Origin of the sequence: Azospirillum brasilense, assembly GCF_008365405.1 — a bacterium.
GTDB lineage: Bacteria > Pseudomonadota > Alphaproteobacteria > Azospirillales > Azospirillaceae > Azospirillum > Azospirillum brasilense_D.
In genome coordinates this window covers 144659-161815 of sequence record NZ_QOKV01000011.1, presented here as the reverse complement: position 1 = coordinate 161815, position 17157 = coordinate 144659, and the positions used below count along the sequence as shown (strand labels likewise).

Genomic DNA, 17157 nt, shown 5'->3' with positions numbered 1-17157 from the left:
GCGGGAGGGCGCCCAGGGCCGGCACGAAGATGTCCTGTCTCGCGTAATCTCATGTCGAATCATGGGTATAGGACATACGGGGCTGTGCTTTCTGCTGCGCTGCGGCGCAATGGAACAGCCGGGTCGGGATGGTCCGGGCGGGGACGCGGGCAGCCCGCTTCACCTCTCCGCTATTCAAAAAACAAATGGGTTCTTCGCCGAACGAATTTCCTTGGCGGCGGGCGGGATGATACCCATTCGTCCATGAGGGATTAAGGGGCAAAGAGCCGGACCCGCCGTTGCGGGGGCTCGCGGCCCGGGACAAGGGATTTCGGGAGAGGACGCGATGAGGATTTGTGTGGCGGGGGCCGTGGGCGCCTTCGGCGTGAAGCATCTGGAGGCGGTCGCCGCCATCGACGGGATCGAGGTGGTCTCGGTGGTCGGCGGCGAGCCGGACGACATCGAGGGCTTCGCCAAGGCGCGCGGCATCCCGCACTGGACCAAGGATCTGGCCGAGAGCCTGGAGCGCTCCGACGTGGACGCGGTGATCCTGGCCACCCCGACGCCGGTGCACGCCGCGCAGGCGATCCAGTGCCTGGAGGCCGGCAAGCATGTGCTGGTGGAAATCCCCATGGCCGACAATCTGGCCGACGCGGAGCGGCTGGTCGCGGTGCAGCGGGCCAGCGGTCTGGTCGCCATGGCCGGGCACACCCGGCGCTTCAACCCCAGCCACCAGTGGATTCGCAACCGGGTCCAGGCGGGGGAGCTGACGATCCAGCAGATGGACGTGCAGACCTACTTCTTCCGCCGCTCCAACATGAACGCGCTGGGCAAGCCGCGCACCTGGACCGACCATCTGCTGTGGCATCACGCCTGCCACACGGTGGACCTGTTCCAGTACCAGACCGGCGAGGTCGCCAGCCAGGTGCACGCCCTGCAGGGGCCGACGCACCCGCAGCTGGGCATCGCCATGGACATGAGCATCGGCATGAAGGTGCCGTCGGGGGCGATCTGCACCCTGTCGCTATCCTTCAACAACGACGGGCCGCTGGGTACCTTCTTCCGCTACATCTGCGACAACGGGACCTACGTCGCCCGCTACGACGATCTGTACGACGGCAAGGACAACAAGATCGACCTCAGCGGCCTCACCGTGTCGACCAACGGCATCGAGCTGATCGACCGCGAGTTCTTCGCCGCCATCCGCGACGGGCGCGAGCCCAACGCCAGCGTGGCGCAGTGCCTGCCGGCCATGCGGACGCTCGACCGCCTGGAGAAATCGCTGAACGCCTGATCGGGGAACGCGTCAGGCCGCAATTCCCAAAACCAAGAAGACGGGACGCAAAACAAAAAACGCCCCGTGACGAGTCCCCCCGAGGAGGAAACCCATGCCAACCGCGCGCAGCGTCGACGTCCAAGCCTTTCTCAACGAGCACCCCTTTTCGCGATACCAGTGGCTGGTGTTCGCGCTGTGCTTCTTCATCGTCCTTCTGGACGGCTTCGACACGGCGGCCATCGGCTACATCGCCCCGTCGCTGACGACGGAATGGGGCATCGCGCGGCCGGCGCTGGCGCCGGTGCTGAGCGCGGCGCTGTTCGGGCTGGCCTTCGGCGCCCTGTCCGCCGGGCCCCTGGCCGACCGCTTCGGCCGCAAGGTGATCCTGATCGGCTCGGTCCTGGTCATCGGCACCGCCTGTCTGGCCTCCGCCTTCTCGGGCAACCTCGACCAGCTCGTCATGCTGCGCTTCGTCACCGGTCTCGGGCTGGGGGCGGCGATGCCCAACGCCGTCACGCTGATGAGCGAATATTGCCCCGAGGGGCGGCGCGCCATGGTCACCAACGCCATGTTCTGCGGCTTCCCGCTCGGCGCGGCCTTCGGCGGCTTCCTCGCCGCCTGGATGATCCCGCTGTGGGGCTGGCGCAGCGTGCTGGTGCTGGGCGGGATCGCGCCGCTGGTCCTGGCGGTGGTGCTGCTGGTCCTGCTGCCGGAATCGGTCCGCTACATGGTCGCCCACAACCACCCGGTGGAGCGCATCCGCGCCGTGCTGCGCCGCATTTCCGAGGCGGCGGCCGGGGCGGCCAGCTTCGTGATGACCGAGAAGGCCCCGGCCACCAAGGCGCGGAACGGCATCGCGGTCGTGCTGTCGCGCGGCTATCTGGTCGGCTCGATGATGCTGTGGGTCGCCTACTTCATGGGGCTGGTCATCTTCTACGCGCTGATCAACTGGATGCCGATCCTGTTCAAGGACGCCGGGCTGGCGCCGCGCGACGCCGCGCTGATCGCCGCGCTGTTCCCGCTGGGCGGCGTCGGGGCCATCCTGTCGGGCTGGCTGATGGACCGCTTCAACGCCAACAAAATCATCGCCTTCGGCTTCGTGCTGACCTACGGCGCGGTCTACGCCATCGGGCAGGTCGCCGGGAACGTCGGGCTGCTGGTGGTCACGGTCTTCGCGGCGGGCACCATCATGAACACCGCCCAGACCTCGCTGCCGGCGCTGGCCGCCAGCTTCTACCCGACCCACGGGCGGGCCACCGGCGTGGCGTGGATGCTGGGGCTGGGCCGCTTCGGCGGGATCGGCGGCTCGTTCCTGGTGGCCGAGCTGGCGCGCCAGCAGCTCGACTTCACCAGCATCTTCACGATCGTCGCCATTCCGGGTCTGGTCGCCGCTCTGGCCCTGCTGGTCAAGCAGTTCGTCCATCCCGAGGACCGGTCGAGCGGCACGGGCCGGACCGTCGAAGCCCTGGGGCATTGAGTTTTACTATAGCCTGCCCATAGGCTTTGCGTCCTGGCACCGTCGGTCGCCGTTTCGGATGTCCATGCCGCATTGCAAAGACACCCCGAACGTTATTCAAAAAACGAATGGGGCCTTCGCCCAACGAATGAGCGCAGCGCTGCGATCGCTGATATCCCTGCTGTGGTGACGGTATCGGCGGCCTGCGCCTCCGGCCCCGGCGAACGCCAAGACGTCCCCAAGCAACGCCCCCCAATCAACGACGAAAAAGCACGGGGGCTTTCAAAACGAGGAGGAAACATGTCCGGAACATTTCGCAAGGCCCTGCTGGGCACGGCTTTCCTGTGCGCCCTCGCGGTTGGTGGCGGCACTGGCCCGGCCTGGGCCGACACGATCAGGGTCGGGGTGATCGCGCCGTTCTCCGGCCCCTTCGCCACGGTCGGCCAGACCTTCAAGCAGGCCATCGAGGTCTATCAGGCCCAGCATGGCAAGACGGTCGCCGGCAACACGGTGGAGTTCGTCTACAAGGACCTCGATCAGGCCAACCCGGCGCAGAGCAAGGCCCTGGCCCAGGAGCTGGTGGTCAAGGAGAAGGTCGGCTACCTCGCCGGCTTCTTCTTCACGCCGGACGCGCTGGCGGTCGCCCCGCTGATCGACGAGGCGAACATCCCCTGCGTGATCTTCAACGCCGCGACCTCGGCCATCACCGAGAAGTCGCCGCGCTACGTCCGCACCTCCTTCACCCTGTGGCAGAACACCGTGCCGCTGGCCGAGCATGTCGCCAAGCAGGGAATCCGCAAGGTGGCAACCGCGGTCAGCGACTACGGCCCCGGCATCGACGGCGAGACCGCCTTCAAGCAGACCTTCGAGAAGTCCGGCGGCAAGGTGGTCGACAGCATCCGCATGCCGTTGAAGTCCACCGACTTCGCCCCCTTCATGCAGCGCATCAAGGATTCCGGGGCGGAGGCCATCTACGCCTTCCTGCCCGCCGGCCCGACGACGCTGGGCTTCGCCCGGGCCTTCAGCGACACCGGCCTGAAGGCCGCGGGGATCAGGTTCTTCGGCCCCGGCGACATCACGCAGGAACCGGACCTGCCGGTGCTCGGCGACGCGGCGGTCGGCATCACCACGACCTTCAACTACAGCCAGGCCCACGAGTCCGACCTGAACCGCCAGTTCCTCGCCAAGCACAAGGAGCTGTTCGGCTCCTCCGACATCGTCACCTTCACCTCGGTCGGCGCCTATGACGGCGCACACGTCATCTACCGCATGGTCGAGGCGACGGGCGGCAGGAGCGACGGGGCGAAGGCGGTGGAGGCGGTCAAGGGCATGGCCTGGGAAAGCCCGCGCGGCCCGGTGCGGATCGACCCCGAGTCCCGCCACGTCACCCAGACCATCTACCTGCGCGTGACCGAGCGCAAGGACGGCCGGCTGCAGAACACCGAGGTCGCCGGCTTCCCCGAACAGCCCGATTACGGCTTCAAGGTCGGCAAGTAGGACCATCGACGGCCCCCGTCCCCGGCGGGAGGGGGGCCTGTCCGCGCTGGAGTTCCTGATGGAAACGCTTTTCGGCATCGTGGTGGACGGGGTCGCCTACGGGATGATCCTGTTCATCATCTCGGTCGGCCTGTCGGTCACGCTCGGCCTGATGCGCGTGGTCAACCTCGCGCATGGCGCCTTCGCCATGGTCGCCGGCTACGTCGCCTCCTACGCCGCGCAGGGGCTGGGCCTGCCCTACGCCGTGGGTCTGGTGGCGGCGGTCCTGTTCACCGTGCTCGCCACGCTGCCGCTGGAGAAGCTGCTGTACCGGCGCATCTACGGCTCCGCCAACGAGCTGGCCCAGGTGCTGCTGACCATCGGCCTGACCTTCGTCATCGTCGCCGGGATCAACTACCTGTTCGGCCCGACGCTGAAGCGCATCCCGCTGCCGGACGCGCTGCTCGGCACCGTGGCGATCGGGCCGAAGTCGATCCCGGTGCACCGCGCCTTCGTCATCGCCATGGGGGCGGCGACCGTGCTGGGCCTGTGGTGGCTGCTGGAACGCACCGACTTCGGCATCAAGCTGCGCGCCGCCGTGGACGATCCGAACATGGCCGCGGCGCTGGGCATCCGGACGGAGCGCCTCTACACCGCGACCTTCGCTCTCGGCACCGGGCTGGCGGCGCTGGGCGGCGTGCTGGGGGCGGAGCTGCTGCCGCTGGAGCCCTATTACGCCATCCGCTACATCGTCCTGTTCCTGGCGGTGGTTGCCGTCGGCGGAGCGGGCAACATCCTCGGCTCGGCCGCCGCCGCCCTGGCGCTCGGCATCGTCGACACCGCGGGCAAATACCTGATCCCCAGCTTCGGCGAGTTCTTCTTCTACGCCGCGCTGATCCTGATCCTGTTCCGCTGGCCGCACGGCTTCTTCCAGGGGAGGGCCGCCTGATGAGCGGACGTCACACGGGAGCGGTGGCCATCGATCCGTCTCCGCAGGCTGTCGCGCGCGGCCCCTGGCTCCGCCGGGCGCTGGGCGGGGCCGCGTTTCCGCTGCTCGCCGCCGCCGGGCTGGCCGCCTTCTGGCTGTTCCCCAACGACCTCGGCCTGATGACGCGGATCGCCGCGACGGCGCTCTACGTCCTGTCGCTCGACCTCGTGCTCGGCTTCGGCGGCATCGCCACGCTGGGGCAGGCGGCGATGTTCGGCACCGGGGCCTACGCCGCCGGCATCGCCGCCGTGCATCTGGTGAGCGACCCGCTCGTCCTGCTCGCCGTCGGCGGTGTGGCCGGCGGTCTGGTCGCCCTGGTCACCGGCGCGCTGATCCTGCACGCGCGCGGCCTGACGCTGCTGATGCTGACCATCGCCGTGGTGCAGATCGTCCAGGAGGTGGTCAACAAGGCGCGCGACCTCACCGGGGGCAGCGACGGCCTGTCGGGCATCGAGCCCAGCCCGCTGTTCGGCCTGTTCCGCTTCGACATGTTCGGGCGCACCTCCTACCTGTTCGCGCTGGCGGTGCTTCTGGTCGGCTTCCTGGTGGCGCGGCGGATCGTCCGCTCGCCCTTCGGGCTGGCCTGCCGGGGCGTCAAGGAGGACCCGCTGCGCATCGCCGCGCTGGGCGGATCGCCGCGCCGCTATCTGGTCACGCTCTATGCCATCGCCGGGGTGTTCGCCGGCGTGGCCGGGGCGCTGACCGCGGTGACCAGCGGCATCGTCGGGCTGGACAGCGTCAGCTTCTCCTGGTCGGCGGAGGCGCTGGTCATGCTGGTGCTCGGCGGCGCCGGGAGGCTCGTCGGCGCCATCATCGGCACGGTGGCCTTCATGACCATCCATCACGTCATGGCGGCGATCGACCCCTTCCACTGGATGCTGTTCATCGGCCTGTTCCTGATGGGCACGGTGCTGTTCCTGCCGGGGGGCATCGCCTCGCTCGCCGACCGTCTCATCAAGGGGAACCGGGCATGACCGCGCTTCTCGACGTCCAGGGGCTGAGCAAGAACTTCGACGGCCTGCAGGTGTCCGCCGACATCACGCTGGCGCTTCATCCCGGCGAGCGCTGCGCGCTGATCGGGCCGAACGGGGCGGGCAAGACGACCTTCGTCAATCTGGTGACCGGCGTGCTGGCGCCCAGCGCCGGCACCATCCGGCTGGCCGGGCAGGACGTCACCCGCCTGTCGGCCCAGGCGCGGGTGCGCCTCGGGCTGATCCGCTCGTTCCAGGTGGCCCGGCTGTTCCGCTCGATGACGGTGCGCGAGCATCTGGAGCTGGCCGTTCTGGAGCGCGAGCGGAAGACCTTCCGCCTCTTCGCCTCGGTCCGGCGCACGCCGGGGCTGGCGGACGAGGTGGCCGGCCTGCTCGACGGCATGGGGCTGGTCCCGGTGGCGGACACCGCCGTCGGGGCGTTGGCCTACGGGCAGCAGCGCCTTCTGGAGATCGCGCTGGCGCTCGCCCTGAAGCCCAAGCTCCTCATCCTCGACGAGCCGGCGGCCGGCGTGCCGCATTCGGAAAGCCACCGCATCCTCGACGCGCTGGACCGGCTGCCGCCCGATCTCGCCGTGCTGATGATCGAGCACGACATGGATCTGGTCTTCCGCTTCGCCAAGCGCATCGTCGTGCTGGCGCAGGGGCGCCTGCTGTGCAGCGGCACGGCGAAGGAGATCACCGCCGATCCGCGCGTCCGCGAGGTCTATCTGGGGAGCCGGGCCAATGCGCCGCACTGAAGGAACGCTGGAGATCACCGGCCTGACCGCCGGTTATGGCGAGACCCGCATCATCGAGGACCTGTCCTTCACCGTGCCGGCCGGTGGGCGTATGGCCCTGCTGGGCCGCAACGGCATGGGCAAGACCACGACGCTGGCCACCTTGGTCGGGCAGACGACGCGGCACGCCGGCAGCGTCCGGCTGGACGGCGTCGAGCTGAGCGGCCTCAACTCCTCCGCACGGGCGGCGGCCGGGCTGGGCTATGTGCCGCAGACCCGCGACATCTTCCGCTCGCTGACGGTGGAGGAGAATCTGGTCACCGGGCTGAAGGGCCGGCCGCGCTCCGCCCTGGAGGAGGCCTACGCGCTGTTCCCCCGCCTGAAAGAGCGGCGGGGCAATGGAGGGGGCGCGCTCTCCGGCGGCGAGCAGCAGATGCTGTCCGTCGCCCGCGCGTTGCTCGGCCAGCCGACGGTGCTGCTGCTGGACGAGCCGCTGGAGGGCCTGGCCCCGGTGATCTGCGATCAGCTGATGCAGGCGCTGGCGCAGCTGACCGTCACCCTGATCCTGGTGGAGCAGCAGGTGGACCGCGCCCTGGACTTCGCGCAGAGCGCGGTGATCCTCGAACGCGGCCAAGTGGTGCATGAGGGGGCGGCCGCCGCTCTGCGGGACGACCACGCCCTCATGGAGCGGCACCTCGGCGTCGCGCTCGCGGTGTAGCGGACCTGCGGGATCAGTCGGCGCGGACCGTCCGGTCCGCCGGACCCGTGCCGACGATGCGGACCCACAGGTCCTGCCACGCCGCACGCGAGGCGTCGCGAGGGGTCTGGAAGGTTTCCACCGAACCCACCAGACTCCCCGTCGGGTCGACGACGGCCCGGATGCCCCAGAAGCCGAGCGACGAGATGCCCGGCATGCCGTAGCGATGGTCAAGCGCCTGAACCAGGGTGTTCCGCGACTCCAGCGGCTGCTCGCGCCAGATGAGATTGTCCATCGAGAACCACCGGAAGACCTCGGCCTCCGGGGTTGCTGCGACCGCTTCGATGGCCGGGGAGCGGTGCCGCTCGAACCGCTCCCACTGGATCTTCCCGTCGCTCAGCACGGAGTGGAAGCCGACCAGCACCGCGTCCGGGGTTTGGGCCACCACCCGGCGCAGCAGCGGCTGGAACAGGGTCGGGTAGGCCGTCACCGGGGCCGTGCCGCCGATCTGCGCCCTGGCAAGCGCCTCGACGCGGTCGTTGATGGCCCAGCCGCCGAGCGTGTAGGCCGTCACCAGGATCAGCGCCGCGCCCGCGATGTCCTGCGCCAGGGTCGCCCGCTTGCGGAGCGCGACGCCGGCCACCAACGCGAACAACAGGATCAGGCTGTAGATCGGGTCGATGATCGGCATCGCGTTGATCGCGAAGCGCGTGTCGGTGAGCGGGTAGAGCCACTGCGTGCCGTAGGATGTGAAGACGTCGATCACCGGGTGGGTCATCAGCGCCAGAATGGCCAGCCAGACCCAGGCGCGCCGCGCCTCGCCGTCGCCCCATTGGCTGTCGGGACCATGGCGGCGGCGCTGCCAGCGCCAGACCAGCCAGCCGAGCAGCAGGCCGGCGACCGGGCCGAACAGGATCGAATGGGTCAGGCCGCGGTGATGGACCCAGTTGGCGAAGGGACCGCCGATCCAGCCGGCGGCGACGTCGAGGTCGGGGATCAGCGCGATGCCCGCGCCGACGGCGAGCGCGCGGCGGCCCAGCCGGCGGCGGAAGCCGGCCTGCGCGACCGTGGCCCCGAGAAGCATTTGGGTGACGGTGTCCATGGTCCCTGGTGATGTGGTGATGCGCCGGGGTCAGGCGCCGGGGGCGATCGCCAGCATCCGCTTCAGCGCGTCCGAAATCTCCTCGACGCGCACCGGCTTGGGCATGATCGCGATCGGGTCCGGAAAGCTCACCTTCAGCTTATCGGAAATCTCGCCGGTGGCGTAGCCGCTGACCACCACCACGGGCAGGCCGGGCTCCTCGCTCCGCAGGTTGCGGATAAGCTCGTCGCCGGCCATCACCGGCATCCTGAGGTCGGTGACCAGGGCGTCGAAGGAATCGTCCTGCCAGATCTTCAGGGCCTCCTGGCCATTGAAGGCCGTGGTGACCCGAAACCCCTCGTCCATCAAGCCATGCTCCAGCGCCATGATCGCGATGGCTTCATCATCGACCAGCAGGATATGGCGGGGTTCGGTCATGTCGGCTCACCGTACGGAAGAAACACAGTCCGGGGGGCAGGGCAATACGCTTCAGCTCCAGGTATAATTGTAACGGGCGGCCCCCGCAAAAACAAAGCCGAACGGTTTATGGTTGTTGCCGCGGCTCTTTCGGGGAGCTTGCAACCCTTGTTCGTTCCGCGGGGATGTGCGCATTCTTCCCGATGCGAAGCGGTGCAGCCGGGCCGTGGTGCGATGCCACGAACCGAGGCTCCGATCCGAAACCCACAACCATAGGATAACCCGCGAACTTGAAGATCGGTCTGAGGGCGATGTTGATCGCGTGCCTGGGGGGTGTCGGGCTGGCCTTCACGGCCGGCACCGCGGCGATTTTGCAGGTCGAAGCCGGAGACCGGCTTCAGCGCATGATCGGCGAGCAGTTGCACCTGTACGCCGGCCAAGTCGCCGACAAGCTCGACCGTGGCATGTTCGAGCGCTACCGCGACCTCCTCGTCGTAACGAGCCTCGAGACGATCCGCGCGACCGACACCTCCCGCGATTCACGGCGCGCCGTCCTTCAGAAGCTTCAGGACAGCTATCCGGACTATGCCTGGATCGGCTTCATCCGGCCGTCCGGCCTCCTCGAAGCGGCGACGGGCCGCGTCTATGAAGGCATGGACGTCAGCGCGCGCGATTGGTGGAAGCAGGGGTTCGACCGTCCCTATGTCGGCGATGTGCATGACGCGGTTGTTCTGGCCAAGATTCTTTATGCAAACCGGCTGGAGATTCCACGTTTCGTCGACCTTGCGGCGCCGGTGCGCGACGAGCAGGGGACGCTGACCGGCGTCGTCGCCGCCCATCTGAGCTGGGATTGGGCGTCGGAGGTCGAGCGCTCCGTGCTCGGCCAGATTTCCGAGGACGCTGAGGTCGAGGCGATGATCCTCTCCGCCGACGGCACGGTGATTCTCGGACCCAAACCCCTGGTGGGCAAGCCGCTGGCTTTCGCGTCGGCGCAAGGGCGGGGCGCGTGGGTCGAATCCTGGCCGGACGGGCGCCGCTTCCTGACGAGCGTTGTGCCAACGAAGGGCTACCGGGATTATCCCGGGCTGGGGTGGAGCGTCGTGCTCCGCCAGCCGGTCGATCAGGCGATGGCGCCGGTCGCCGAGCTGCGGAACCGGGTGATTGCGTGGGGAATCGGCGCCAGCCTGTTGGCGGTCCTCGTCGGCCATGTTCTGGCGACGTGGCTGTCGGCTCCCCTGCGCGCCATGTCCAGGGCCGTCAAGGCCGCGGGCACCGACGGCGCGATGCCCCACCTGCCCCTGACCGGCCGCTACACGGAGGCGGCCACGCTGTCCGGGGCGCTGCACACCTACGTGAACGACCTGCAGGAGGCGGACCGGCGGCTTCGCGGCACCGTTGCCGAGAAGACGGTCCTGCTTCGCGAGGTCCACCATCGCGTGAAGAACAACCTGCAGGTGATCTACGGGTTGATGATGGTGGAGATGCGCCGCCTGCCCAAGGGGGACCTGTCGCGGGGCCGCATCGAAGCGCTGGCCGGGCGGGTGACGTCGATGGGGCGCCTGCACGAGCAGCTCTACACCTCCGGGGACCTGATGAACGTCGATTTCGGAACGCACCTGCGCCAGCTCTGCGACGCGCTTCAAGAACTTCTTCCGAACGAGGCGATCACCATCCACCCCGACACGGACGACGTGTCCTGCTCCATCGAACTCGCCACACCGCTCGGCCTGATCGCCAACGAACTCGTCGTCAACGCGCTGAAGCACGCCTTTCCGGAGGGGAGAAGCGGAACGGTCACGGTCCGGCTGCGGCAAGCGGGCGACCGTCTGACGATGACGGTGGCCGACGACGGCATCGGCTGCCCGGATATGCCGCCCAGGGGAGGGACCGGCATGACGCTGGTCGATGCGCTTGTCCGGCAGATCGGCGGCACCATATCCTTGGATGGCCGGCATGGCTGCACCGCCACGGTCAGCGTGCCGTTCATCGCCGACGCGCACCGCCCCGTCGCCGTCCACGCGTGATGTGATCGCGGTCTCACCCCTGCGAGGCGCCCGCCAGCGTCCTGTATGAGTTCCGTTCTTTTCCGGAAAACGGGCGATACGGCTCAGTCCCCGCTTGTAAAAGCCGACGGGTCCTCCCACCTGGGGTCGATCAAGATTGTTTCGGGGCCTGCTGTCCTCAGCCATGGCCAACCGGTTTGGGTCTCTTTTCCCGAAGTGAATTTGATCCCTTCCCGATGTCGGGCGGGGCAACAGCAGCAGGGGAACAGACCCATGGCTAACGGCACCGTGAAATGGTTCAACTCCACCAAGGGTTACGGCTTCATCCAGCCGGATGACGGTTCGGTGGACGTCTTCGTCCATATTTCCGCCGTCGACCGCTCCGGTATCGGCCAACTCAACGAAGGGCAGAAGCTGTCGTTCGAGGCCGTCTGCGACCCGCGGCGGGACAAGGTTTCGGCCGAGGATCTGCGCGCGCTCTGAGCGCCGCGGACCCCGGATTTCAACACAAGACAACATCGGCCGGCGGGCATCGCCCGCATCGGCAACAGGATTCGCATGACCATCAAACTTCCTTCGACCGGGGTGGCGCAGGCCGCCCAGCCTCAGTATCAGCAGCCCGTTCCCGCAGTCGAGCCGGCGTGGGCGCCGGGGTGGCCCCGCCTCACCCCGCGCGAGATCCGCCAGATCGTTCTCGACACTATGGGCTAACCGCTTCATCCGTATCGAGAAAGCCTTTCCACAGGAACCACCGCGAGGACAGCCGCCCAATGCTCGTTCAAGTCCGCGACAACGATGTGGGGGGCGCTCTGCGCGTCCTGAAAAGAAAAATGCAGCGCGAAGGGCTTTTTCGTGAGATGAAGCTGCATCGGCGTTACGAGAAGCCCTCGGAGCGCCGGGCACGACAGGCAGCGGAATCGGTCCGGCGGCGGCGCAAGCTGCTGCGCAAGCGCCTACTGCGCGAGGGCTATTGACCGTGGCCGCCGATGCTTTAAATTGAGGGACGGCGTCAGGGCCGTCAGCACCCATTCCGGTTCCTCGCCGGACAGACCGTTGGAGACAGGACATAGCTAAACTCTACGATGCGGACCCGGTCCGCGAAGGCCCGCGCATCAATCGGGAAATCACGGCACGCACGGTGCGCCTCGTCGGGGCCAACGGTGAGATGATCGGCGTGGTCTCGCTGCGCGACGCCTTCGACGCTGCGGTGGAGGCCGAGCTCGACCTCGTCGAGGTCGCTCCCCAGGCGGAGCCGCCTGTCTGCAAGATCCTCGACTACGGCAGGTTCCGGTTCGAGGAGCAGAAGAAGGCCAACGAGGCGCGCAAGAAGCAGAAGATCATCGAGATCAAGGAGCTGAAGCTCCGGCCGAACATCGATGATCACGATTACGACGTGAAGATGCGGGCCGCGCGGCGCTTCCTCGAAGAGGGCGACAAGGTCAAGATGACCATGCGGTTCCGTGGCCGCGAGATGGCGCACCAGGATTTGGGCATGAACGTGCTGATCCGTGTGCGCGACCAGTTCGAGGACATCGCCAAGGTCGAGCAGATGCCCCGGATGGAAGGGCGCATGATGGTCATGGTCATCGCCCCGCGCTGACCGGCCACTGACCAGCCGGCGCGTTTGATGGCAAGGGGACCGCCCTCCATGGGGCGGTCCCCTTGCGTTTTCAGCCACCGGCCGCCGAAAGCTCTCCTCACCGCACGTACTTTTCACCGGCATCGCTGAACCCAATCGACTCGGCCCTGTTTAGAGGGGCACGGTTGAACGGGAGCACTCTCGATGCTGCGCCTTCGCCACGGCCTCGCCGTTTCGTGCCTTCTCGTCCTGCTCTTTTCGGGCGGGGTCCTGGCCCAGCAACCGGCGAACGCTCCACCCCCCACGGTCACGACCGAGGTGGTCCGCGAACGGGAGGTCACACCGACCAGCGAGTTCATCGGTCGCGTCCAGGCGATCCAGGACTTCGAAGCCCGCGCCCGCGTCGAGGGTTTCATCGAGCAGGTGGCCTTCCAGGAAGGCCAGAACGTCACCAAGGACACCCTGCTCTACGTCATCGAGCAGGCGCCCTACCAGGCCGCCGTGGACAGCGCCAAGGCCGACCTCGCCCGCGCCCAGGCGACCCTTCGCGAGTCCCAGCGCGCCTTCCAGCGCGCGCAGGAGCTGCGGACCCGCGGCAACATCTCCCAGGCCGACCTCGATCAGGCCCAGGCGGGGCAGGAGACGGCGGAAGCTGACATCATGCAGACGCAGGCCAAGCTGCGGCAGGCGGAGCTGAACCTCGGCTACACGCGGATCGCCTCGCCCATCGACGGGCGCATCGGCGCCACCGCGATGACGGTGGGCGACCTCGTCAACCCGTCCAGCGGTCCGCTCGCTACGGTCGTCCAGCTCGACCCCATCCGGGTCGTCTTCTCGGTCAGCGACCGCGACATCCTGGAGGTCCAGCGCGCCGCCCCCGATCTCGCCTCGGCCGACGCGGTGAACCGCTTCGTGCCGGCCCTGCGGCTGGCCGACGGCTCCGAGTACGAGCAGAAGGGCAAGGTCGCCTTCGCCAGCAACCGCATCGACCCGCAGACCGGGACCATCCCCGTCTACGCCGACTTCGCGAATCCCAAGGGATTTCTGCTGCCCGGCCAGTATGTGACCGTCCTGATCCGCCCGGCGCAGACCGAGCGGCAGCCGGTGGTGCCGGTTTCCGCCATCCAGCAGGACCAGCAGGGCAGCTACGTCCTGGTGCTCGACCAGCAGAACCGGGCGCAGCGCCGCCCGATCGAGCCCGGACCGCAGCTCGATCAGGTCGTCGCCGTGCCGAAGGGCGTCCAGTCCGGCGAGACCGTCATCGTCGGCGGCGCCCAGAAGGTGCGCCCCGGCATGGTCGTGCAGCCGGAACGAGCCCCCCAGACCGCCGAGCAGCCGCGAGGATAAGCGCCCATGTTCTCCGGCCTGTTCATCCGGCGCCCGAACCTCGCCATCGTCATCGCGCTGGTCGTGACCATCGCGGGCGCGCTGGCCATCCTGGCCATCCCGGTGGCGCAGTTCCCGCCGATCACGCCGCCCTCGGTGCAGGTCTCCGCCACCTATCCCGGTGCCAACGCCCAGGTCGTCGCCGACAGCGTCGCCGCCCCGATCGAGGCGCAGGTGAATGGGGTGGAGGGCATGCTCTACATGTCCTCGACCAGCACCGACACCGGTGCCTACACGCTGTCGGTCACCTTCGCGCAGGGCACCGATCCGGATCTGGCCCAGATCAACGTGCAGAACCGCCTGTCGCTCGCCACCCCGACCCTGCCGGTGGAGGTGTCGCGCCAGGGCGTCACGGTGCGCAAGCAGTCGTCCAACATGCTGATGGCCGTCAACGTCTTCTCCCCCGGCGGCCGGTTCGACCCGATCTTCATCTCCAACTACGCCAGCATCAACCTGCGCGACGCCATCGCTCGGGTGCCCGGAGTCGGCGACGCGCAGGTGATGGGCGCGCTGACCTACGCCATGCGCGTCTGGATGGACCCGAACCGCATGACGGCGCTGGGCATCACCGCGGCGGACGTGGTCGCGGCGATCCAGAACCAGAATCTCCAGGCCTCGGCCGGGCAGATCGGCGCCCCTCCCGTCCCCGACGGCCAGCAGCAGCAGCTGACCATCCTCGCCCGCGGCCGGCTGGACGACCCCAAGCAGTTCGCCGGCATCATCGTGCGCACCAACCCGAACGGCGGCGTGGTGCGGCTGGGCGACATCGGACGGGTGGAGCTGGGGGCGCAGAGCTACGGCTCCACCGCCAAGCTGGACGGCGATCCGGCGGCGACCCTGGTCGTCTACCAGTCGCCGGACGCCAACGCGCTGGACGTCGCCAAGGCGGTGCGGGCGGAGCTGGACCGGCTGTCCGGCCGCTTCCCGGAGGGGCTGGACTACACCGTCGTGTTCGACACCACCAGCTTCGTCAGCGCGACGATCGAGGAGATCGTGCTGACGCTGGGCATCACCTTCCTGCTGGTGGTGGTGGTCATCTACGTCTTCCTGCAGGACTGGCGGGCGACGCTGATCCCGACCCTGGCGATCCCGGTGTCGATCATCGGCGTCTTCGCCGTGCTGCTGGTGCTGGGCTACAGCGCCAACACCATCACGCTGTTCGCGCTGGTGCTGGCGATCGGGCTGGTGGTCGACGACGCCATCGTGGTGGTCGAGAACGTCCGCCGCGTCATGGAGGAGCATCCCGACCAGCCCGCCCCCTCGGCCAGCCGCATCGCCATGGAGCAGGTGACCGGCGCCATCGTCGCCTCCACCCTGGTGCTGGCCGCGGTGTTCGTGCCGGTGGCCTTCCTGCCCGGCATCACCGGCCAGCTCTACCGCCAGTTCGCGGTCACCATCACCACCGCCTTCCTGATTTCCGGCATGGTGTCGCTGACGCTGACCCCGGCGCTGTGCGGCCTGCTGCTGCGCCCGCCGACCCCGCCCTGGCGCCCGCTGGCCGCCTTCAACCGCGGGCTGGACGGGGTGCGCGACCGCTACGGCGGCCTCGTCGGCTGGCTGTCGCGCAAGCTGGTGATCGGGATCGCCGTCTTCGCCCTGCTGACCGCCGGGGCCTTCCTTCTGCTGCGCGGCCTGCCCACCGCCTTCCTGCCGTCGGAGGACCAAGGGTACTTCTTCGTCAACGTGCAGTTGCCGAGCGCGGCGTCGCTCAGCCGGACGGAGGCGGTGATGAACGACGTCACGGAGCGGCTGCGCGCGACGCCGGGGGTCGCCCATGTGATCTCCATCGCCGGCTACAGCATCCTCAGCGGGGCTGCCTCCAACGTCGGCCTGCAGATCGTCGTGCTGAAGCCCTGGGGGGAGCGGGGGGCCGCCGAGACGGTGGACGCGTTGCTGGGCCGGCTGAGGCCGCAGCTCGCCGCGGTGCCGCAGGCGACCATCGCCGCCTTCAACCCGCCCTCCATCCCCGGACTCGGCAGCACCGGCGGGTTCCAGCTCCAGGTTCAGGCGCTGGGCGGGCAATCCGCGCAGCAGCTGGGCGCGGTGCTGCGCGGCCTGCTGGTCGCCGCCAACCAGGACGCGCGGCTGTCGGCCGTCTTCAGCACCTTCAGCCCGGACGTGCCGCACCTGTTCGTCGACCTCGACCGCACCAAGGCGGCGCTGCTCGGCGTCTCGCCCGGCGACGTCTTCACCACGCTGCAGTCCCATCTCGGGTCGCGCTATGTCAACGACTTCAACCTCTATGGCCGGGTCTTCCAGGTGCAGGTCCAGGACGCCGCGGAGTACCGGGACGAGGTGGCGGCCATCGACCAGCTCTATGTGCGGAGCGCCTCCGGGGACATGGTGCCGCTGCGTAGCATCGTGAGCATCCGCAACACGCTGGCCCCCGACAGCCTCGTCCGCTACGACCAGTTCCTCTCCGCCGCGGTCAACGGGAACCCCGCCCCCGGCGGCAGCTCCGGACAGGCGCTGGCGGCGATGCAGGAGGTGGCGGACCGCACCCTGCCGGCGGGCTACGCCACGGAATGGACCGGCCTGTCCTATCAGGAAAGCCGCATCGGCAACCAGACGGTCATCATCTTCGGGCTGGCGGTGCTGTTCGGCTATCTGTTCCTGGTGGCGCAGTACGAGAACTGGCTGATCCCGCTGGCCGTTCTGCTGTCCGTCGCCATCGCGGTGCTGGGGGCCGGCATCGGCCTGAGCGTCGCCGGCATCGCCAACGACGTCTACGCGCAGATCGGCCTCGTCCTGCTGGTCGGCCTCGCCGCCAAGAACGCCATCCTGATCGTCGAGTTCGCGCGGGAGCAGCGCGCCGCCGGTCACCCCATCATCGATTCCGCGGTGATGGGCGCCCGCCAGCGCTTCCGCGCCGTGCTGATGACGGCGCTGGCCTTCATCCTGGGGGCGGTGCCGCTGCTGGTCGCCACCGGCGCCGGAGCGGCCAGCCGGCGGTCCATCGGCACCACGGTCTTCAGCGGCATGACCGCGGCGACGCTGATCGGCATCATCTTCGTGCCGGTGCTGTTCGTCGCCTTCCAGCGCCTGACCGAGCGGCTGGTTCCACACCGCGGCCCGGCGGACGTGCCTGCGAGGACCTCTCCGGCGGAATGA

The 17157-nt window shown here is 68.5% G+C and carries 16 protein-coding genes; 14 read left to right on the top strand and 2 right to left on the bottom strand.

The features are described from left to right. The first annotated feature begins 325 nt into the window (after positions 1-325). The 7 genes from DS837_RS18105 (at position 326) to DS837_RS18075 (ending at position 7601) form a co-directional block, all read left to right on the top strand. Positions 326-1273, top strand: a complete 948-nt coding sequence (locus DS837_RS18105) for a Gfo/Idh/MocA family oxidoreductase (protein WP_149166032.1) — start codon at positions 326-328, stop codon at positions 1271-1273. A 94-nt stretch (positions 1274-1367) separates the two neighbouring features. Next, positions 1368-2732 (top strand): MFS transporter, encoded by a 1365-nt coding sequence (locus DS837_RS18100; protein ID WP_149166031.1) that lies wholly within the window; start codon positions 1368-1370, stop codon positions 2730-2732. Positions 2733-3011: 279 nt separating this feature from the next. Further along, a complete protein-coding gene (locus tag DS837_RS18095; RefSeq protein WP_211102299.1) occupies positions 3012-4208 on the top strand; it encodes an ABC transporter substrate-binding protein in 1197 nt (398 codons plus the stop codon). Positions 4209-4266: 58 nt separating this feature from the next. After that, the gene (locus DS837_RS18090) at positions 4267-5136 is read left to right on the top strand and encodes a branched-chain amino acid ABC transporter permease (RefSeq protein ID WP_149166030.1); all 870 of its coding nucleotides are present in this window, start codon (positions 4267-4269) and stop codon (positions 5134-5136) included. Then, positions 5136-6149, top strand: a complete 1014-nt coding sequence (locus tag DS837_RS18085; protein WP_149166029.1) for a branched-chain amino acid ABC transporter permease — start codon at positions 5136-5138, stop codon at positions 6147-6149. The genes DS837_RS18090 and DS837_RS18085 overlap by 1 nt, the downstream gene beginning before the upstream one ends. Next, on the top strand, positions 6146-6904 hold the full coding sequence (locus DS837_RS18080; protein ID WP_149166028.1) for an ABC transporter ATP-binding protein: 759 nt from the start codon (positions 6146-6148) through the stop codon (positions 6902-6904). The genes DS837_RS18085 and DS837_RS18080 overlap by 4 nt, the downstream gene beginning before the upstream one ends. Further along, positions 6891-7601, top strand: a complete 711-nt coding sequence (locus DS837_RS18075; RefSeq protein WP_149166027.1) for an ABC transporter ATP-binding protein — start codon at positions 6891-6893, stop codon at positions 7599-7601. The genes DS837_RS18080 and DS837_RS18075 overlap by 14 nt, the downstream gene beginning before the upstream one ends. 13 nt (positions 7602-7614) lie before the next feature. On the opposite strand, the gene DS837_RS18070 is transcribed toward DS837_RS18075, so the two are convergent. Then, the gene (locus tag DS837_RS18070) at positions 7615-8682 is read right to left on the bottom strand and encodes a metal-dependent hydrolase (protein WP_149166026.1); all 1068 of its coding nucleotides are present in this window, start codon (positions 8680-8682) and stop codon (positions 7615-7617) included. 30 nt (positions 8683-8712) lie between these two features. Continuing rightward, the gene (locus DS837_RS18065; protein WP_149166025.1) at positions 8713-9099 is read right to left on the bottom strand and encodes a response regulator; all 387 of its coding nucleotides are present in this window, start codon (positions 9097-9099) and stop codon (positions 8713-8715) included. Positions 9100-9368: 269 nt separating this feature from the next. Here DS837_RS18065 and DS837_RS18060 point away from each other — a divergent pair, with 269 nt between their 5' ends. The 7 genes from DS837_RS18060 (at position 9369) to DS837_RS18035 (ending at position 17157) form a co-directional block, all read left to right on the top strand. Beyond that, complete coding sequence (locus DS837_RS18060; RefSeq protein ID WP_149166024.1) at positions 9369-11102, top strand: sensor histidine kinase; 1734 nt, start codon at positions 9369-9371, stop codon at positions 11100-11102. A gap of 252 nt (positions 11103-11354) precedes the next feature. Beyond that, positions 11355-11564, top strand: coding sequence for a cold-shock protein (locus DS837_RS18055; RefSeq protein WP_149166023.1), 210 nt, complete (start codon positions 11355-11357; stop codon positions 11562-11564). Positions 11565-11639: 75 nt separating this feature from the next. Continuing rightward, the gene (locus DS837_RS32100) at positions 11640-11792 is read left to right on the top strand and encodes a hypothetical protein (protein WP_170295898.1); all 153 of its coding nucleotides are present in this window, start codon (positions 11640-11642) and stop codon (positions 11790-11792) included. Positions 11793-11851: 59 nt separating this feature from the next. Beyond that, entirely contained in the window at positions 11852-12055 is a 204-nt protein-coding gene (gene rpsU, locus DS837_RS18050; protein ID WP_035673681.1) for a 30S ribosomal protein S21, read from the top strand. Positions 12056-12147: 92 nt separating this feature from the next. Then, positions 12148-12681 (top strand): translation initiation factor IF-3, encoded by a 534-nt coding sequence (gene infC, locus DS837_RS18045; RefSeq protein ID WP_035673684.1) that lies wholly within the window; start codon positions 12148-12150, stop codon positions 12679-12681. A 183-nt stretch (positions 12682-12864) separates the two neighbouring features. Then, positions 12865-14007, top strand: coding sequence for an efflux RND transporter periplasmic adaptor subunit (locus DS837_RS18040; protein ID WP_149166022.1), 1143 nt, complete (start codon positions 12865-12867; stop codon positions 14005-14007). Positions 14008-14013: 6 nt separating this feature from the next. Beyond that, on the top strand, positions 14014-17157 hold the full coding sequence (locus DS837_RS18035; protein WP_149166021.1) for an efflux RND transporter permease subunit: 3144 nt from the start codon (positions 14014-14016) through the stop codon (positions 17155-17157).